17 protein-coding genes and 1 pseudogene are annotated in these 18,956 nt (G+C 63.0%); 8 read left to right on the plus strand and 10 right to left on the minus strand.

Annotated features, from left to right (window positions below):
- Window positions 1-50 precede the first annotated feature (50 nt).
- The 3 genes and pseudogenes from LMTR21_RS35335 to LMTR21_RS35345 all read left to right on the plus strand — a co-directional run.
- Window positions 51-1,043 (plus strand): flagellar motor protein MotA, encoded by a 993-nt coding sequence (locus LMTR21_RS35335; protein WP_065752288.1) that lies wholly within the window; start codon window positions 51-53, stop codon window positions 1,041-1,043.
- Window positions 1,044-1,114: 71 nt separating this feature from the next.
- On the plus strand, window positions 1,115-2,143 hold the full coding sequence (locus LMTR21_RS35340; protein WP_065752109.1) for a peptidoglycan -binding protein: 1,029 nt from the start codon (window positions 1,115-1,117) through the stop codon (window positions 2,141-2,143).
- A pseudogene (locus LMTR21_RS35345) lies at window positions 2,143-2,262 on the plus strand (GNAT family N-acetyltransferase); the annotation flags it as partial. The gene LMTR21_RS35340 and the pseudogene LMTR21_RS35345, both read left to right, overlap by 1 nt.
- A gap of 59 nt (window positions 2,263-2,321) precedes the next feature.
- Here the strand turns inward: LMTR21_RS35345 and LMTR21_RS35350 are convergent.
- Complete coding sequence (locus LMTR21_RS35350) at window positions 2,322-2,522, minus strand: hypothetical protein (RefSeq protein WP_065752289.1); 201 nt, start codon at window positions 2,520-2,522, stop codon at window positions 2,322-2,324.
- Between the two features lie 80 nt (window positions 2,523-2,602).
- Window positions 2,603-4,459 (minus strand): ABC transporter transmembrane domain-containing protein, encoded by a 1,857-nt coding sequence (locus tag LMTR21_RS35355; protein ID WP_065752110.1) that lies wholly within the window; start codon window positions 4,457-4,459, stop codon window positions 2,603-2,605.
- 179 nt (window positions 4,460-4,638) lie between these two features.
- Here LMTR21_RS35355 and rpmE point away from each other — a divergent pair, with 179 nt between their 5' ends.
- A complete protein-coding gene (gene rpmE / locus LMTR21_RS35360) occupies window positions 4,639-4,866 on the plus strand; it encodes a 50S ribosomal protein L31 (protein WP_057833964.1) in 228 nt (75 codons plus the stop codon).
- Between the two features lie 184 nt (window positions 4,867-5,050).
- Here the strand turns inward: rpmE and rcdA are convergent, their stop codons facing one another.
- Together rcdA and LMTR21_RS35375 are read right to left on the minus strand one after the other, a co-directional pair.
- Window positions 5,051-5,563 carry a protease adaptor protein RcdA gene (gene rcdA / locus LMTR21_RS35365; RefSeq protein ID WP_065752111.1) on the minus strand — a complete coding sequence of 171 codons (513 nt, stop codon included), beginning with the start codon at window positions 5,561-5,563 and terminating at the stop codon, window positions 5,051-5,053.
- A gap of 486 nt (window positions 5,564-6,049) precedes the next feature.
- Window positions 6,050-6,241, minus strand: coding sequence for a DUF1192 domain-containing protein (locus tag LMTR21_RS35375; RefSeq protein WP_065752112.1), 192 nt, complete (start codon window positions 6,239-6,241; stop codon window positions 6,050-6,052).
- A 102-nt stretch (window positions 6,242-6,343) separates the two neighbouring features.
- Between LMTR21_RS35375 and LMTR21_RS35380 the strand changes: the two genes are divergently transcribed.
- Window positions 6,344-7,342: an NAD(P)H-quinone oxidoreductase gene (locus LMTR21_RS35380; RefSeq protein ID WP_065752113.1), complete on the plus strand. Its 999-nt coding sequence runs from the start codon at window positions 6,344-6,346 to the stop codon at window positions 7,340-7,342.
- A 120-nt stretch (window positions 7,343-7,462) separates the two neighbouring features.
- Entirely contained in the window at window positions 7,463-10,339 is a 2,877-nt protein-coding gene (locus LMTR21_RS35385) for an EAL domain-containing protein (protein ID WP_065752114.1), read from the plus strand.
- A 25-nt stretch (window positions 10,340-10,364) separates the two neighbouring features.
- Here the strand turns inward: LMTR21_RS35385 and LMTR21_RS35390 are convergent, their stop codons facing one another.
- The 5 genes from LMTR21_RS35390 to LMTR21_RS35410 all read right to left on the minus strand — a co-directional run bounded on the left by LMTR21_RS35390 (window position 10,365) and on the right by LMTR21_RS35410 (window position 14,575).
- On the minus strand, window positions 10,365-11,012 hold the full coding sequence (locus LMTR21_RS35390) for a hypothetical protein (RefSeq protein WP_141688223.1): 648 nt from the start codon (window positions 11,010-11,012) through the stop codon (window positions 10,365-10,367).
- Window positions 11,012-11,512 (minus strand): c-type cytochrome, encoded by a 501-nt coding sequence (locus LMTR21_RS35395; RefSeq protein WP_065752291.1) that lies wholly within the window; start codon window positions 11,510-11,512, stop codon window positions 11,012-11,014. Before LMTR21_RS35395 ends, LMTR21_RS35390 begins: the two co-directional genes overlap by 1 nt.
- A 135-nt stretch (window positions 11,513-11,647) precedes the next feature.
- Window positions 11,648-13,402, minus strand: a complete 1,755-nt coding sequence (locus LMTR21_RS35400) for a PQQ-dependent dehydrogenase, methanol/ethanol family (protein ID WP_246174853.1) — start codon at window positions 13,400-13,402, stop codon at window positions 11,648-11,650.
- Window positions 13,403-13,557: 155 nt separating this feature from the next.
- On the minus strand, window positions 13,558-14,061 hold the full coding sequence (locus tag LMTR21_RS35405) for a copper chaperone PCu(A)C (protein ID WP_084030521.1): 504 nt from the start codon (window positions 14,059-14,061) through the stop codon (window positions 13,558-13,560).
- Between the two features lie 256 nt (window positions 14,062-14,317).
- Window positions 14,318-14,575 (minus strand): DUF7662 domain-containing protein, encoded by a 258-nt coding sequence (locus tag LMTR21_RS35410; protein ID WP_057833971.1) that lies wholly within the window; start codon window positions 14,573-14,575, stop codon window positions 14,318-14,320.
- Window positions 14,576-14,706: 131 nt separating this feature from the next.
- On the opposite strand from LMTR21_RS35410, the gene LMTR21_RS35415 reads away from it, so the two are divergent.
- The gene (locus tag LMTR21_RS35415; protein WP_065752116.1) at window positions 14,707-16,230 is read left to right on the plus strand and encodes a sensor domain-containing diguanylate cyclase; all 1,524 of its coding nucleotides are present in this window, start codon (window positions 14,707-14,709) and stop codon (window positions 16,228-16,230) included.
- A gap of 110 nt (window positions 16,231-16,340) precedes the next feature.
- Here LMTR21_RS35415 and galU read toward each other — a convergent pair whose 3' ends face one another.
- Complete coding sequence (gene galU / locus LMTR21_RS35420) at window positions 16,341-17,219, minus strand: UTP--glucose-1-phosphate uridylyltransferase GalU (RefSeq protein WP_065752117.1); 879 nt, start codon at window positions 17,217-17,219, stop codon at window positions 16,341-16,343.
- Between the two features lie 253 nt (window positions 17,220-17,472).
- On the opposite strand from galU, the gene LMTR21_RS35425 reads away from it, so the two are divergent.
- Entirely contained in the window at window positions 17,473-18,855 is a 1,383-nt protein-coding gene (locus LMTR21_RS35425) for a lytic murein transglycosylase (RefSeq protein ID WP_141688225.1), read from the plus strand.
- The last annotated feature ends 101 nt before the right edge of the window (window positions 18,856-18,956 follow it).

The following is an 18,956-nucleotide window of genomic DNA, read 5'->3' on the forward strand; positions in this document are numbered from 1 at the left end:
GTGCCATATTGGCCGCCAGCGCGGCTTTGGTAATGGATGACACCCCGCAAATGCCCTCAGGCCACCCCTCCCGCTCCGACATGGAGATCGAACTGAGCAAACTGTCCTCGCCCCGGATTTTCCTGGTGCGGATGCTGGTGTTCCTGGTGCTATGCGCGCTGATCATGGTTGTGCTCTACAAGCAGATCATCACAGCCTTCTTTGCCAATCCCGGCCTCAATGCGCTGATCGGTGGCGTGCTCCTGATCGGCATCATCCTGTCGTTCCGGCAGGTGATCCGGCTCTATCCGGAAGTGGCCTGGGTCAACAATTTCCGCATCGCCGATCCAGGACTCGCGATCGACCGCCGCCCGAAGCTGCTGGCGCCGATGGCGGCGATCCTCGGTGGCGAGCGCTCGGGGCGGATGACGATCTCGCAGCAGACCATGCGGCATTTGCTGGATTCGATCGCGACGCGGCTGGACGAAGCCCGCGATATTTCCCGCTACATGACCGGCCTGCTGGTCTTTCTCGGCCTGCTCGGCACCTTCTGGGGCCTGATCGAAACCGTCGGTTCCGTCGGCAAGGTGATCGACGGCTTGAAGGTCGGCGGCGATGCCGGCTCGCTGTTCGATACCCTGAAGGAGGGGCTGGCCGCGCCGCTCGGCGGCATGGGCATCTCGTTCTCGTCCTCGCTGTTCGGCCTCGCCGGTTCCCTGATCCTGGGTTTCCTCGACCTGCAATCGAGCCAGGCGCAGAACCGCTTCTATACCGACCTCGAGGACTGGCTCGCCACCACCGTGCGCGAATATGGCGACGGGTCCGGCATGGGCGGTGAAATACAGCATGCGATGGAGCGCATTCGCGCGGTGGTCGAAGAGGGCGGCGGCAGCCGCAGCACCACGGCTGCGATGGCCAATCTCGCGGAGGCCATTCAGGGCCTGGTCGCCCATATGCGCACCGAGCAGCAGATGATCCGCGAATGGGCCGATGGCCAGGGCGAGCAGAACCGCGAGATCAAGAAGCTTCTGGAGCGGATCGCCAAGCAGCCCGAGAAGAGTTGAAGTTCGCGTCTCGGGTGCGGCGCAGCGTTTCACGCTGCACCGCGTCCCGGACACGATAGTGGAGACAATAAATGGCCCTCGCCCGCGCCCGCCGCAGTGAATCCGGTTTCAACTACTGGCCGGGTTTCGTCGACGCGCTGTCGACGCTGGTGCTGTCGATCGTGTTCCTGCTGTCGGTGTTCCTGGTGGTGCAGTTCTTCCTGTCGCAGGAGGTCACCGGCAAGGACAAGGCGCTGGAGCAGCTCAACGCCAAGATCGCGCAGCTCAACGATTTGCTGTCGTTGGAAAAGCTCGGCAAGATCGCGCTCGACGATCAGGTCTCGCAACTGCGCGCCGGCCTTGCCGCCGCGGAAGGCGAACGCGACCGCGTCAAGGGGCTTTACGAGGGGCTGGCCGGCGCCGGCGGCGACGCCCAGGGCCGCGCCAGCGAACTCAACAAGGCGCTCGAATCCGAAAAGACCGTCTCCTCGCGCGCGCTCGCCCAGATCGAGGTGCTGAACCAGCAGATCAGCGCGCTGCGCCGCCAGCTCGCAGCGCTCGAGGAAGCGCTGGAAGCCTCCGAGAAGCGCGACAAGGAATCGCAGGGGCGGATTGCCGATCTCGGCCAGCGCCTGAACGTCGCACTGGCGCAGCGCGTACAGGAATTGTCGCGCTACCGCTCGGAATTCTTCGGCCGCCTGCGCGCCATTCTCGGCAACCGCCCCGACATCCGCATCGTCGGCGACCGTTTTGTCTTTCAGTCGGAAGTATTTTTTGACACCGGTCAGGCATTGCTGCTGCCCGAGGGCCGTGCCGAGCTGGACAAGCTTGCAACGGCGCTGATCGATCTGGACAAGCAGATCCCGAGCGAGATCGGCTGGGTGCTGCGGGTCGACGGCCACACCGACATGCGGCCGATCAACTCGCCGCTGTTCAAGTCGAACTGGGAATTGTCGTCAGCGCGCGCCATCTCCGTGGTGCAATATCTGGTCTCGCTCGGCGTGCCCGCGCAGCGGCTGGTCGCTGCCGGCTTTGCCGAATTCCAGCCGCTGGATTCGGCCCCCAACGAAGACGCCTACAAGCGCAACCGCCGCATCGAGCTGAAGCTGACGGAACGGTAGTGACCAAGGCCAACGCCCACGCCGTCCGCTTCTATGAACGCAACGGCTTTGCGCATGCCGGCGAGGATGTGAACCCGACTTCGGGAAGGCCGGCGTTGAAGATGCAGTGGAAGCCGTAGTCCCCTGTTCACCCGCCCAGTGCGCAATTGCGCACAAGACGACAGTCGTGGAGGCCCGGCTACACGCCGCGGATCAAAACCCCCGCCGTCAACACGACATAAGCGATGGCCAGCACGTCGAACACGCGCGACGGGGTAATGATGGGGATCGAGACATGGGCGTAGCGAACGAGCAGTGCACACACCGCAAGGATCAGCGAAATCAGGAAGATAACAACCGAGGGAGGCGCCAGGGCGAAACCACCGCGGCGAAAGGGCATAATCATCTCCTGTTGAACGGGCCGAACAAAAGCACAGCGTTGCAACAACAGGACGACGGTTTGAGTTCCCGCCAAATCGGCTACGCGCCCTCGAATTGCAGCCGCGCCAATCGCGCGTAGAGCCCATTCGCTGCAACCAGTTCGGCGTGCGTGCCCTGTTCGACGATCCTGCCCTGGTCCATCACCATGATGCGGTCGCAGGACAACACGGTCGCGAGGCGATGGGCGATCACGAGCGTGGTGCGGTGGCGCATCAGCTCTTCAAGCGCGGTCTGCACCAGCGTCTCGCTTTCGGCATCGAGCGCCGACGTCGCTTCGTCGAGCAGCAATAGCGGCGCGTCGCGCAGGATGGCGCGCGCAATCGCGATGCGCTGGCGCTGGCCGCCGGACAGCGTCACGCCGCGCTCGCCGAGCTGGGCCTCGAAACCGCCCGGCAGGCGGCGCAGGAATTCGGTGGCGTGCGCCAGATCGGCAGCACGCTCGACCTCGGCATCGCTCGCATCCGGACGGCCGAAGCGGATGTTTTCGCGCGCACTGGCCGCGAACACCACGGAGTCCTGCGGCACCAGCGCAATGCGCGAGCGCACGTCGACCGGATCGGCCGATTTGACCGGCACGCCATCGAGCGAAATCGTGCCGCGCGCGGGATCGTAGAAGCGCAGCAACAGATGAAACAGCGTGCTCTTGCCTGCCCCCGAGGGGCCTACGATCGCGACCTTTTCGCCGGCCTTGACCGAGAGCGAGACATTGTCGATTGCGAGCACGTCCGGCCGCGCCGGATAGGCGAAGCTGACATTGTCAAACCCGACATCGCCGCGCGCCGGCTGCGGCAGCGCGGCCGGCTGCGGCGGCGCCGTGATCTGCGATTTGACCCGCAGGATCTCGAACAGCCGCTCGGCAGCGCCGGACGCGGCCGAGACTTCGCCCCAGACCTCGCTGAGCTGGCCGAGGCCGGTGGCGGCGAATGCCGCATACAGCACGAACTGGCCGAGCCGGCCCGGCGTGATCTGGCCGGTCAGCACGTCGTGCGAACCGACCCAGAGGATCGCGACCACGCTGGAGAACACGATGAAGATGATGATCAGCGTCAGCACCGCGCGCGCCCGCGTCGAGCTGCGCGCCGCCGCATAGGCCTGCTCGACCTCGCCGCCGAAGCGGGTCGTTGCCATCCGCTCGCTGGTATAGGCCTGCACGGTCCTGATCGCGCCGACCAGTTCGGATGCGTAGGCGCTGGCGTCCGCCAGCGTATCCTGCGCATTGCGCGACAGCCGCCGCACCCAGCGCCCGAACGCAACCAGCGGGATCACGATGACCGGGATCGCCAGCAACACAAAGCCTGACAGCTTGGGGCTCGTGATCACCATCATGGTGGTGGCGCCGATGAACAGCATCATGTTGCGCAGCGCGATCGAGACCGAGGCGCCGACCGCCGATTTGATCTGGGTGGTGTCGGCGGTCAGCCGCGACACCAGTTCACCCGAGCGCGCGGAATCGAAGAACGCCGGCGACAGCGAGATCAGATGCGCGAACACGTCACGCCTGAGGTCGGCGACGATGCGCTCGCCGATCGTCATCACGAGGTAATAGCGCGACGCGCTGGCGGCAGCGAGCACGGCGACGACCGCGATCATGACGCTGAAGTAGCTGTTGATCAGGGCGATGCCTTCGGGGCTGAAGCCGAAATCGATCATGCGCCGGACCGCGATCGGCACCACCAGCGTGGTGATCGCCGCAACCGTCAGCGAGATAAAGGCCAGCGCCGCACGTCCGCGGTAGCGCGCGACATAGGGCGCCAGTGCCAGGAGCGGCCGCAGCTTTGCCCGGGTCTTGGTCGGCGACTGCGTCAACTGGGCCTCGATGAAGGCCTCTTCCTCGAGCAGGGCATCGCGCCGCGGGGGCGCGGTTTTGACGTCTTCAAGCTGTTCCGCTGCACTCATGAAATCCGACCGGTTTGCCGCCCCCAGATAGGCCCCGCCGCCCCCGCTGGCAAATCCGGGAGATTCCCAATCAGGAAGGATACGTACCTTGTTTTGGCGGCCGCGTTACGTTATAGAGCCGCCCAAATCCCGTACCCATTGCCTATTGAGACGGGCGCCGGCGCGCCGAAGGATATGCCATGAAAGCCGAAATTCACCCGAATTATCATACGATTACGGTCGTGATGACCGACGGGACCGAGTACCAGACCCGCTCCACCTGGGGCAAGGAAGGCGACAAGCTGAACCTCGATATCGACCCCAAGTCGCACCCGGCCTGGACCGGCGGCTCCCAGCAGATCCTCGACCGCGGCGGCCGTGTGTCGCGCTTCCAGAAGAAGTTTTCGGGCTTCCTCAAGAAGGACTGAGGGGTTCGAGCCCCGGTCCTGCTTCCGCCCAGACATGCAAAAACGCCCCGGTTTCCCGGGGCGTTTTTTGTTGATGTGCACCGCTGTCATTCCGGGGCGATGCGAAGCATCGAACCCGGAATCTCGAGATTCCGGGTCTGGTCCTTCGGACCATCCCGGAATGACAGTTGGGACTTTCGAAAAATTACTGCTCGAACGCCGCCTTCAGGCGGTTGAGCTGCGGCACCAGCGGATTACCGATCGGCGCGCGTTCGGCCGATGGCGCGTGGATCGTGGTGTCGAGCCGGCGCACCCGCGCCTGCAGGCTCATCGAGCGCGCAATCAGGTCCTGCAATTGCTGCGGCAGCTTTTCGATCATGTCCCCAGGCCCGGGATCGGCGGCCGTCAGCTTGACCTTGGTCTTTTCGCGGTTGGCCTGGCTCAGCGTCATCTCGCCTTCCTTGACGGCGCGATGCAGCAGCAGCCAGGACGCGAGTTGCATCAAGCGGGTGGTGAGACGCATGCTTTCGGTTGCGTAAGTAAGGCTGACGGAACGTTCGAGCGCCTTGGCGTCGGTGCGGCCCTCACCGTCGAGATAGGCGGCGGTCTCCTCGACCAGATCCATGCCTTCCCGGAAAAGAGTTCCGAATGCCGCCGAATTAGTCAGCCGCTCGCTGAACAACACGAGCGCGGGTTCGCTTTGCGAACGATCCGCCATGGTTAACGCCCTCACGCCACTATTTGCCCCGCCGGCTGTGAACCACCGGCTTATGATGAACAAATCATTGCTCGGGCGAGATCGAGAGTCCAGCGGCAACCGGATTTATGGTTTCCAGCGTATGGGGGCACTAAATAGCCGCGCTGCGCACAAAAAAGAGCCGCCGTTTCCGGCGGCTTTTGAAGTTGATAACAGGGAGGCGTCAAACAGAGTGGACAGGAGCCACTCGGTGTCCAAACGAGGACAATGCCAGTCATAAAGGAGAAAGCTTAATCCTTCGTAAATGAGCGATTTTCTTTAGGGATTATTTGCCATGTCGGCCACTGGCCGAGTTTGACGTTGACGCCAAGTCCTCGTCGTCCCAGCGAACGCAGGGACCCATAGCCACCAGCGGTTATGATGGAGGGAAAGTCGGCCAGCGGCCTGCCACACGATAGGCCGCGGCGTATGGGTCCCTGCGTTCGCAGGGACGACGCCGCAACTGTTCTACGATTTGAAGAAGCTGTTCGCGGCATCCTTTGACGCGCGCTTTTTGGTGACGGCTTCCTGCAGCCGTGTAACTTCGGAATTCAGCAGCGCGATGCGCTCGGTCAATTCCTCGACCGACAGCAGCGATAGATCCTGGCCGATCTCGTGGGAGATTTTCTTCCGCGGCTTGTCGTCATCCTCGATCGCCATGCGTTTCTCCTTGCTCTCTGCGGTCCCCGATGTGGTTGCCAGCCGCAGCCCGGCTGGCTAATCAGGGGCCGCCTTATTCTCAGCCTTTCGCAAGGACAAATCATGGAAAAGCTGCCCGCGCAAATGACCGTCATCGGCATCAGCAAGCCCGGTGGTCCCGAAGTGCTGTTGCCGGAAACCCGCAGCGTTCCGAAACCCGGTCCAGGTGAAATCCTGGTCAAGGTGATGGCCGCCGGTGTCAACCGTCCCGACGTCGCGCAGCGCTCCGGCGCCTACCCGCCGCCGCCCGGCGCCAGCGACCTGCCCGGCCTCGAAATTGCCGGCGAAGTTGTTGCGCTCGGCGAAGGAGCGGTCAAACACAAGCTCGGCGACAAGGTGATGTCGCTGGTGGCGGGCGGCGGCTACGCCCAATACTGCATTGCGCAGGATGCGCAGGCGATGGCGGTGCCCTCCTCGCTCACGATCGAGGAAGCCGGTGCCATTCCGGAAACGCTGATGACCGTCTGGCACAATGTGTTCGAGCGCGGCGCGCTGAAGCCGGGCGAAACGCTTCTGATCCACGGCGGCTCATCCGGCATCGGCACCATGGCGATCCAGCTTGCCAAGGCGTTCGGCTCGAAGGTGATCGTGACTGTCGGCTCGCAGGACAAGATCGACGCCTGCCTGAAGCTCGGCGCCGATCGCGCGATCAACTACAAGACGGAGGACTTCGTCGCCGTGGTCAAGGCGGAGACCAACAATGTCGGCGCCAACCTGATCCTCGACATGGTCGCCGGCGACTATGTCGATCGCAACTATGACGCGGCCGCGGTCGATGGCCGTATCGTGCAAATTGCAACGCTCAACGGCCCCAAGGTCAGCGTTAACATTGCCAAGGTGATGGTGAAGCGGCTTACGCATACCGGCTCCACGCTGCGACCCCGTACTAATGCGGATAAGGCGGCGATGGTCGCGGCAATTGAGGCCAAGGTGATGCCACTATTGCGCGAAGGACGCGTAAAACCGCTGATGGACAGCTCGTTTCCGCTTGAAAAAGCAGCCGACGCGCACCGGCGGATGGAGACCTCCGCACATATTGGCAAAATTGTGTTGGCGGTTTAACGGATCGAGAGCGAAGCGTGGGTGGAAACCCTTTGATTTGCTTCGCTTTCATGTCATTTATCGCGGCTACGCCGACCCGTTCGCTGGGCCGGGAGAATCGTTGGTCGCGGAGTACTGACATTGCGTCTGATCAGGTGCCTGGCGCTGCTTGCGCTGGGCCTCATGATTGTTGCGGCGGCGCCTGCGGCGCATGCCATTGACGCGGTCAGCGTCCGCAGCGACGCGCCTGCAATCGATCTCACCGCCGTGCTCGATCATCAGCGCAGCGAGACCGACCGCATTCAGGTTTCGACGGCGCCGGGAACTGACGGCATCGTCCGCCGCATCGAGGTCCGCGCCCGCGAGGGCGGACAGAACTGGGTGGTGTTCGCGCTCGCCAACAACACCGACGACCAGCTCGACCGCCTGATCGTTGCCCCGCATTATCGCATCGTGTCGTCGGGCCTGCTGTGGCCCGATCTCGGTCTGTCGCGCATCGCCACGATTACGCCGTCGACCGGTGACCGCCCCGAGCGGCAGGAAAGCGCGACCGCCGACATCTTCCGCCTCACGCTCGATCCCGGCGCCGTCATCACCTTCGTGGCGGAACTGCGCACCGATAAATTGCCGCAGCTCTATCTCTGGGAACCCGACGCCTACAAGGACAAGGTCAACTCGTTCACGCTCTACCAGGGCATCGTGATCGGCATCTCCGGACTACTGGCGCTGGTGCTGACGATCCTGTTCGTGGTCAAGGGCAGCATCATGTTCCCGGCCGCCGCCGCGCTCGCCTGGGCGGTGCTTGTCTATATCGGCGTCGACTTCGGCTTCTGGGGCAAGGTGCTCGACATGTCGAACAACGCCGAGCGCGTCTGGCGCGCGGCGGGTGAAGCGATCCTGGCGGCGACGCTGCTGGTGTTCCTGTTCGCCTATCTCAATCTCAGCCGTTGGCATGTGCGCTATTCCCACATCACGGTCGGCTGGCTCGCCTTCCTCGGCTCGCTGGTGGCGCTGGCGCTGTTCGATCCCGCCGTCGCCTCCGGCATTGCGCGCATCTCGCTGGTCCTGATCGCCTTCGCCGGCTTTGCGCTGATCGTCTATCTCTCAACGCACGGTTTCGACCGCGCGGTGCTGCTGATCCCGACCTGGTTCCTGCTGGTGGTCTGGGTGATCGCGGCCGGCATGACCGTGGCCGGAAGCGTCACCAATGACATCGTGGGGCCCGCGCTGCTCGGCGGTCTCGTACTGATCGTGATGCTGATCGGATTTACGGTCATGCAGCACGCGTTCGCCGGTGGCGGCGCCACCACCGGTATCGTCTCCGACGTCGAGCGCCGCGCGCTGGCGCTGACCGGCTCCGGCGATCTGATCTGGGACTGGGACGTTTCCGCCGACAAGGTGTTCACGAGTCCCGAGACCGAAAGCCTGCTGGGCTTAAAGCGCGGCACGCTGGAAGGCCCGGCCGCGAAATGGCTCGAGGTGCTGCACCCGCTCGACCAGGATCGCTTCCGCGCCGCGCTCGACAGCGTGCTCGACCAACGCCGCGGCCGGCTGGTGCAGGATTTCCGCCTGCGCACGCCCGACGGCCACTTCATGTGGTTCGCGCTGAAGGCGCGCCCGGTGGTCGGCTCCGACGGCGAGGTCTCGCGCGTGGTCGGCACGCTCACCGATGTCACCGAAATCAAGAACGCCGAAGAGCGCATGCTTCATGACTCCGTGCATGACAACCTCACCGGCCTGCCCAACCGCCAATTGTTCATGGATCGCCTCGGCGCGGTCGCCAATTTCGTCAAGAGCATGCCGACGCTGCGGCCGACGCTGATGGTGATCGACCTCGATCGCTTCAAGCAGGTCAACGATTCCGTCGGCATCGCGGTCGGCGACTCCATCCTGCTGACGCTGGCGCGGCGGCTGACGCGCATCCTCAAGCCCCAGGACACGCTGGCGCGGCTGGCCGGCGACCAGTTCGGCCTGATCCTGATATCGGAACAGGATCCGGCGCGGATCACCGCCTTTGCCGAAACCATCCGCAAGACCATCCGCGCCCCGATCGCCTTCAACGACCGCGAGATCTTTCTGACCGCATCCATCGGGCTCGCGCTGTCGGATCCGCAGACGCAGATCACCGAGGAAATCATCAAGGACGCCGAGCTTGCGATGTATCACTCCAAGCGGATCGGCGGCGACCGCATCGACGTCTACAAGCCGGCGATGCGCGCCCGCAAGACCGACCGCCTGACGCTGGAGAGTGAACTGCGCCGCGCCATCGAGCGGCAGGAAATCACCATTCTCTACCAGCCGATCGTGCGGCTAGAGGATCGCTCGATCGCGGGCTTCGAGGCGCTGGCGCGCTGGGATCATCCCAAGCTCGGCCGGATGTCGCCTGCCGAATTCATCACGATCGCCGAGGAAATCGGGTTGATCGTCGATCTCGGCATGTTCGTGCTGGACCAGACCGCGCGGCAGCTCTCGGTCTGGCAGCGCGCGATGCGCGCGCGCGAGCCGATTTTCGCCTCCGTCAACGTCTCCTCGCGGCAATTGCTGCGCCACGATCTGATCCACGATATCCGCACCGTGCTGTCGCGCTCGTCGGTGGCGCGCGGCACGCTCAAGCTGGAACTGACGGAATCGCTGGTGATGGAAAATCCGGAGCACGCGGCGCAGATGCTGGCGCGGATCCGCGAACTCGGCACCGGACTGTCGCTGGACGACTTCGGCACCGGCCATTCCTCGCTGGCCTATCTGCAGCGCTTCCCGTTCGACACCATCAAGATCGACCAGTCCTTCGTCCGCACTACCAGCCGCGGCACGCGGCCGGTGATCCTGAAATCGATCATCGCGCTTGCCCACGACCTTGGCATGGACGTGGTGGCGGAAGGCGCCGAGACGGATTCGGATGCGGTCGAGCTCTACCAGCTCGGCTGCGAATACGCGCAAGGTTTCGCTTTCGGCGAGCCGATGGACGCCGATGCCGCGATGCGGCTATTGACGGAAGAACGGCTGGAAGCGGCGAGCTGATCCAGCCAGCATCAGCGATTGTCAGCTAATCCTTTGCTCGCAGGATGCTGATCCGCGTTTCGTCGACAAAATTCTTGATGTCCTGATCGGGTCGGCGGAACAGGTTGCGTTCGACAACGAGTGAGCGGCCGCTGACCGTCTTGGTGCAGCGCTCCTTGAGATAGACGCCTCCCACCGGCTGGTCTCCCGCGCCCGGCTGGCCCTCGGTGCATGCCCAGCCATCCGAGCCGTAGCGCGACTTGGCCTGTAGCCCCAGGAGAAACGCCTTCTTCCTGATATAGAGACGCGCCTTCGGATCGGTCTCGATCTGCAAGCCAGCAATGTGGCCGGTATCGTCGATCAGCAAGGTTAGTATCGCAGGGTGACCCGCCACCATGGTGCCGTCCCGACTGGTCGACGGATCATAACCAAATCGGATCGCGCGTGTCCCACTCGCGTCGGCCGGGCAGTCATGCCAATCCTTCCAGCCGGTCAATGTGCGCTTCGGATCCGCCGCGCAGGAGAAGTCGACGTAACCGGACTCCGCCAATTCGGTCGCGGCCATTCCAAGGCGAATATCACGCAAATCGTTGCCGCTGAATTCCTCGGTCCGTGCCGGAGAGCTCGCGAGCGCGATCGCCTGCCAGGTAAGCAGGCCCGCAGCAAAAACGCCTGGCAGCTTCAATCTGTGCATCACTGGCCCTTCCCCATGCTGACGGCCGCGTCATTTGGCTTCTGCGCCTGCGTCTTGTAGACGTCACATACCCGCGATGTGCTTGAGAAGAAGGTGACGCATTCCGCGTAAGTGGGTTCGCCAGCCCCCTTGATGTGCGCAATCACGTAGTCGGCGACGGCTTCGATATCCTTCGGTCGCAGAAACGTTCCACCCTCGGGCGGCATCTGCGCCCCTGCATCCTGGCGGTTCATGTCGTGGCATTTCACCTCATCGTAGGCGCCACGCATGAAGAACGGCATCCCCGTGCCCGGCCGCCCGCAGCCGACGGTTTCAATGATCTGATCCCGCGTCAGCTCGGTCTTGCGCAACGACAGCGCATCTCCGCCATAACCACCACCGCCATTGCCGTGCCATTTGTGGCAACCGACGCAGTTTGCACGACTGAACACCGTCTTGCCGGCATTGGTCGGATCCGAGGCCGGCGCCTGCGCCGACTGACCGTAAGCAGCGGCCGACATCGAAAAATTCAGTGCGACGACGATCGCAAGCAGCACGCCTGCCGCCGCCGGGAACCGATTGAAGATCATCATTGCATCTCTTGTCGAAGGAGCAGGAGGGGCCGCCGGTGGCGGCTCCTCCGTTTTTTTGAGATGTCAGAGTGCGAACACGTAGAGCATCGATCCCGGCTGAATCTTCTTCAGCTCGGGCGTCGAATCGATGAACCACTTGTCCCAGGCTCCGCCGAGGCCGACCAGAATGGCGATGTACTGTTTGCCATCGACCGTAAAGGTCATCGGCGGTGCGTTGACGCCGCCGCCCGTGTTGAACTCCCAGAGCTTCTGCAATGACTTGGCGTCAAGCGCGTGCACTTCGCCGGATGGCTGACCGGTGAAGATGAGGTCGGGAGTAGCCAGGATGCCGCCCAAATTGGGGAACGGCGTTTCCATTTTTCCGGCGATCTTGCCGGTCGTCACATCGATCGCAGTCACGCTGCCGGTGATCTTGAACGGCTGGCTCGGACCGCCGCCGGTCCAGAACTCGCGCGGCTTCAGTTTGTCCGGCGTCATCACCTCAACCTTGATGCGATTGCAGCTCTCGATCACCGGGATGTACCAGAGCTTCAGATCCGGATTGTAGGCTGTCGGAGGCCAGTTCTTGCCACCCATGTTGCCGGGGCAGATGTCGGTTTCCATGTTGGTGCGGCTTGGCGTCACCGACGCGATATAGGTCTGCACGGGCTTGTTCGGGTCATACTCGATCGGCTTTCCGCTCTCCGGGTCGAGCCCCTTGGTCCATGTCACTTTCTTGACGAACGGAAGACCCCAGACGAACTTGCCGTTGGTGCGATCGATCGCATAGGCGAAGCCATTGCGGTCCGCTTCGAGCGCGAGCTTCCGCGGACCATTGGGCCCGGGGACATCGACCAGCACGTTTTCCGCCACGCTGTCGTAGTCGTAGGGATCGTTTGGCGTGTGCTGATAGTGCCACTTGATCTTGCCGGTCGTGGCGTCAAGGGCCAGCGAGCTGTCGGTGTAAAGGTTGTCGCCTGGCCGATATTCATTATCCCAGTCCGGTCCGGGGTTGCCGATGCCCCAGATGATGGTGTCGGTTGCGGGATCGTAGGTGCCGGTCACCCAGGTCGAACCACCGCCGGCGGCAGCCGCGTTGTTGCTGTCTTTCCAGGTTTCGCTGCCGGGCTCGCCCTTGCCCGGGATTGTATGGGTGCGCCAGACCTCCTTCTGGGTCGAGAGGTCGGTAGCGGCGATCCATCCACGGATGCCGTACTCTGCGCCGGCAACGCCCGTGATCGCCATGTTCTTGACGATCAATGGTGCGCCGGTGATCACCTCGCCCTTGTCGGGATCGGCGACAGTACGCTGCCAGGCGACCTGGCCGGTCTCCTTGTTGGTCGCGATCAGCCGGCCATCAAGCGTATGGGAAATGACGAGATTGCCCCACAACGCGACGCCGCGGTTGTCGACGCCGCAGCATGCCACGGCACCAGCCCAGTCACGGTCCGTCTTGGGATCCATCTTCCAGACCAGCACGCCGCGGCCGCCATGCGCATCGATCTTGTAGACCGAACCCCATCCATCGGTGACGTAGAGAAAGCCGTTCTCTGCAATCGGCGTACCTTCCAGCCCGCCATGGCTCCAGATGCCGCCGCCTTCGATGCCGCCGAGGTGCATGGTCCAGGCGACCTTCAGGTTCTTCACATTATCGCGGTTGATCTCCTTCAGCGTGGAGAACCGGTGAGCCGAGTAATTCTGATGATGATGAAGCCAGTTGCCCGGCTCCTTGTCGACGTTGAGCAGCCGCTCCTGACTGACCTCATCCGCGGCGGAGACAGGCAGTGCGCCCATCGCGCTTGCGGCAGCCGCTGCTGCGGCAAGCAGACAGCTTCGCATCAACATTCTTGTGTGACCTGAAGATCGCTCCATGAGTAATGCCCTCCTTGCTGGCAAGTTCTTGTTGGCAGTTCATGTTGGATTGAGCGTCCGGCATATCCGGGCGTTTCGCTGACGGGCCCCATTCAGCGGGCTTCAACAGTCCGCTGTCACGATCAAGGCATTCGTGAAATCTGCACCTCCGTTTCCTTGGTTCCGGCTTTCTGGAAAACGACGGCGCATGTGAACTTCTCGCCGTCGACGAGCTTCTGCCGCGTCTGGAGCAGCATCACGTGATATCCGTCTCGCGTGAGTTCGATCGTCCGGTTTTCCGGAATCGGAATCGACTTGATCTCGCGCATGGCGGGCGCCCCTTCGCCGCGATCGACGGTGTGTCTTACGGAGAAATTCGCAAACGGACAGCGGACGCGCAGTATCGCGTCGGCTTCGGCCGCATCATTTTTGATCGTCATCACGAGTGGGAGATCAACACCGACCTCGTCGGAAGCCGGCACCCGGGCGTTCGTCACCTGTAGCGCTTCGCCTGCAGCAGCGTAGCCCGGCGTCAACCCAAGTCCGGCGACCAGTCCGAGCACCAGAAACCGGGATCTGCCCGGCTGCGCAGCCCATCCTGTCCGATCAAGAGCACCATCAATTCTCGATGTCGCGGCCGCGGTCATCGGCTCTCGCCGTGGCCATCAGAGACTGACAGGCGTGCGACGCCCAAACGACCATGTCGTCCGACTCATCGCCATCCTCCCACGATCAATTTTCTTCTTGTCGTTTAAGTGCGACCCAAATTGAGGCGACGGTAGGGCCAGCGTCTGGAAAATGATTCCAACAAGAAGAAGCGCGGCTGGCGTACTCGATACCAATCAATATCCTGCACGGAACGCGGCGCTGCATGCACCGGTGATGACGGGCGAACGGCGCCCCTCACCGCCTCACCGGCATCTTCTTGAACTTCACGCTTTTCGCGTCAGCCTGTCGCGTCGCAATGTAGCCGGCTTCCAGGCAGGCCTCGCGCTGCGGCATCTTCTCCTGCGGGCTGCGCAGCGTTTCCCACCACGACGCGCGCTGGGCGGCACGCGGCAGCGCGGCATCGATGATTTCCTCGATCTGTTCGAAGCTCAGCACGAATTCGGAAAGCGTCTGCGCCTTCAGGTAGTCCCGTAACGGGTCGTAAACGTTCAAGCGTGTCCCCAATGGCGATTTGCATAAAACCGTCGGCGCCGGCAACCAGCCGTTAACTCTCTATCATATCGCGCTCGCCGCTTAAGGCCGCAACAATTTATCAGGCGCATACCGGATAGCGGGAACAGACGATGCTATTCGGACGGCAAAGCGACGTAGCCGGAAGGGGTTGGTTCGGGAAAGTCTCCGGCCGCCGACGCTGGCGGTTGTCGACCAAGCTCCTGATCGCCTCATCGATCGCGACCGTGATCGGCTTCTCCGCGATCTGCACCAGCGTCATGCTCGACATGCGCCGCGGCGAGGAGGAACTCGCGCGCCAGACCCTGGAAAATCTCGCCGCCGGCATCGATGCCGACATCAGCCGGAACATCGAGCTTTACGACCTCTCGCTGCGCGCCGTCGCCAGTAACCTTGTGATGCCGGAGATCAAGGGCGTCACCAGGGAGATCCAGCACCTGATCCTGTTCGATCATGCCGCCACCGCCAAACATTTCGGCGTGATCCAGGCGTTCGACGCGCAAGGCAACCTGACACACGATGCGGCAAGCCTCGACCCGGCGCCGGAGAATCGCAGCGACGAGGACTATTTCCAGGTTCATCGCGCCAATCCCGATGTCGGCCTTTACATGAGCCGCCCGATGCTGCGTCGCAGCGCCTATTCCGTCGTGTTCAGCCGGCGCATCAACGATTCCGACGGCGGCTTCATGGGCGTCGTGGTGGGCTCGATTCGTTTCAGCTATTTCCACGAACTGTTCGGCCGGCTCACGCTCAATCCCGGCGATACGATCACCGTGCTGCGCCGCGACCGAACCATCATCATGCGGACGCCGTTCGACATCGAAGTCATCGGAAAGAATCTGGCCGAGCGGCCGAGCTGGCGCGCGGACAATCTGAAGGAAGGCGCGGCCTATGCGGGCGTCGGGCCGGTCGATCCGACGCCGCGGCTTTACGTTCGAAGCGGCAGCACCAGTCTGTTTTTTGTCGTGGTCGGAAAGCCGCTCTCGACGATCCTCAACCTTTGGCACCGGGAAGTGATCCGGATCGGCGCAATCATGCTGGTGCTGATCCTGTTCGTGGTCGGTACCACGCTGTTTCTCGCGCGCGAGATCCGCCGCCGCGCGGAAGCCGAGGACAAGCTGGAAGAGCTGGCAACCACCGACGCGCTGACTGGCCTCAAGAACCGGCGCAAATTCGATATCGAGATCGACGCGGAATGGCGGCGGGCGGCGCGCAACCAGACCGCCGTTGCGGTGCTGATGATCGATGCCGACCATTTCAAGGCCTACAACGATACGTTCGGCCATCAGGCCGGCGATCAGGTGCTGGTCGGCATTGCGATCTGTATTTCAGACTCGGTGCGGCGGGCCGGCGATTGTCCGGCGCGGTATGGCGGCGAGGAATTCGCGGTGCTCCTGCCGGGCCTTTCGGTGGTGGAAGCATTCGCCGTCGCCGAAACCATCCGTGCGAAAGTCGTGCAATGGTCGGAAGATCCCGTCACGACGGTCAGCATCGGCGTGGCGAGCGTGACGCCCACGGCGGCGATCGACTGGACCAATCTGATCGAAGCGGCCGACAAGGCGCTGTACGCCGCCAAGGCCAATGGGCGCAACCAGTCGGTGGTCGCGGCGATCCCGCAGCTCGCGCTGGTGGCTTAGGGTCAGTCATTCCGGGGCGATGCGAAGCATCGAACCCGGAATCTCGAGATTCCGGGTCTGGTCCTTCGGACCATCCCGGAATGACGGCAAGAGCGAAGGCGCTCTTCCCGTCATTTCTCCAGATACTTCTTCATCTCGGCGCGCAGGCCGTCGCGCAGGTCGGCGCGCGCCATGCCGTAGGCGATGTTGGCGCGCAGGAAGCCTGACTTGGAGCCGCAATCGTGGCGCTCGCCCTCGAACTCGACGCCGTAGAAGCTTTGCGCCTTGGCGAGCGTCTTCATCGCATCGGTGAGTTGGATCTCGTTGCCGGCACCGCGCTCCTGCGTCTCCAGGATCTCAAAGATTTCCGGCTGCAGGATGTAGCGCCCGGTGATCGAGAGATTTGATGGGGCCGTACCCTTCGGCGGCTTCTCCACCATGCCATCGACCTCGAACAAGTTCTTGGCGAGGCGCTTGCCGACGCCGCAGATGCCATATTGATGGGTGAGATCGTCAGGCACCGCTTCCACCGCGAGCAGGTTGGACTTGGGGCCGAGCTTGCTTGCTGCCTCGATCATCTGCTTCAGGCAACCCGGACTATTGAGCACCAGTTCGTCCGGCAGCACCACCGCGAACGGCTCGTCACCGACGATGTCGCGCGCGCACCAGACCGCGTGCCCAAGACCGAGCGGCGCCTGCTGGCGGGTGAAGCTCATGGCGCCGGCCTCCGGCTGATCGCGCGCCAGGATATCCTGCTCGGCCTTCTTGCCGCGCGCGGCGAGCGTTGTGTCGAGTTCGAACATCCGGTCGAAATGATCCTCGATCACGCCCTTGTTGCGCCCGGTGACGAAGACGAAATGCTCGATGCCGGCCTCCTTGGCCTCGTCCACCACGTATTGAATCAGCGGCTTGTCGACGATGGTCAGCATTTCCTTCGGCATCGCCTTGGTGGCGGGAAGGACGCGCGTGCCGAGACCGGCGACCGGGAAAACGGCTTTACGGATTTTCATGGGAGATCGGGAGCCTTGATACTGAGAAATTTGGCAATAAGGAAAGTCCTTTGATTGCACGTTGATAGCCGGTTTGCACCCCCCAACAAAGGCGGATGTATGGTGGCGGTTCGCCTCCTCTTGCACCTGCCCTTGCGCGCGCCGGAGGCGACAACAAATTGCCCTCTGTTAAACTATTGGAAACCGCGACCGGGCCTTTTGAACCGGGGTGAGAACGACGGACGGACACTGCATGTGCCTAGCTGAACGAGCGATGAGCAATCGAGCCGGCGTGATCATAATCGCGGCGACGCTGCTGTGTTCCAGCGGAAGCGCTTTTGTCAGCCCATCTTACGCGCAATCCTCTGACAACAACGGGGTTTCGAACTTTCTCGGCAACCTCTTCTCTGGGCCAAAATCCGCGCTCACCCCGCAGGTCGCGCCCGGCCCCGACGGCGGCCCGCCGCCCTGGAGCGGCGAGGACGGCGCCTCTGGTCATCCGCTGATGACCGCAAGCGCGATCCGCCAGGCGGCCGCAAACTTTCCAAATTGCGTCGCCTCGATGTGGCCTGATGCCGCACGCCGCAACATCACCCAGGAAAATTTCCAGCGCTTCACTGCTGGACTCGAGCCTGATCTGCGCATCATGGACCTGATGGATTCGCAGCCCGAATTCACCAAGGCGATCTGGGACTATCTCGACATCCTCGTAAACGACAACCGCCTCGCCAAAGGCCGCGAGATCCTCGCGAAATACAAGCCGCAATTCGATGCGACGGAGAAAGCCTACGGCGTCGACCGGTATATCATCGCGTCGATCTGGGGCATCGAATCCAACTACTCGACACAGATGGGCGATCGGAACGTCGTGAATTCGACGGCAACGCTCGCCTGCATCGGCCGCCGCCAGGCCTATTTCAAGGACGAATTCCTGACCGCGCTCGAAATCCTCAACCGTGGCGATCTGCGTCCCGAACAGATGCGCGGCTCATGGGCCGGCGCGTTCGGACCGACGCAGTTCATGCCGACCGCCTTCAAGCGCTACGCCGTCGATGGTGATGGCGACGGCCGCCGCGACGTCGTCGACAACGCCGCCGACCTGATTGCGTCGACCGCCAACAACCTCAAGAAGGACGGTTGGCAGACCGGCCGGAGCTGGGGTTATGAGGTGGTGCTGCCGCAGGGCTTTGATTTCATGCTGGCGGACAAGTCCAAGGCGATGACGATCGCGCAATGGCAGCAACAGGGACTAAGGCGTACCGATGGCAAGCCTTTCTCCGATTCGACCGAAAAGGCCTATCTGCTGGCGCCGGCCGGCATGCAGGGGCCGGGTTTCCTGATGCTGCAGAATTTCCGGGTCATCATGAAATACAACCCGGCCGAGGCCTATGCGCTGGCCATCGGCCATTTCGCCGACCGCCTGCGCGGTGGGCCGCCGTTCGTGCAGCCTTGGCCGCGGCAGGAACGGGTGCTGTCGCGGGCGGAGCGGCTGGAACTGCAGCAATTGCTGGCCCAGCGCGGCTTCTACAAGGGCACGCCGGACGGCCAGTTCGGAGGCCAGACGCGGGAGGCGCTGCGCAGCTTCCAGGCCTCGATCGGCACGCCGGCGGACGGCTTCGCCTCCTCCGACGTGCTGGACCGCCTGCGCGGGCGGTAGGCCTTTGTTTTTACGCGTTTTCTTCACGTGAACCGGCTTCCACTTCGCTCGGCAACGCTATGAAAACCGGCCTTCAGGGGATCGAAAGTAACCCTGAAAGC

The organism is Bradyrhizobium paxllaeri, from assembly GCF_001693515.2.
Classification (GTDB): domain Bacteria; phylum Pseudomonadota; class Alphaproteobacteria; order Rhizobiales; family Xanthobacteraceae; genus Bradyrhizobium; species Bradyrhizobium paxllaeri.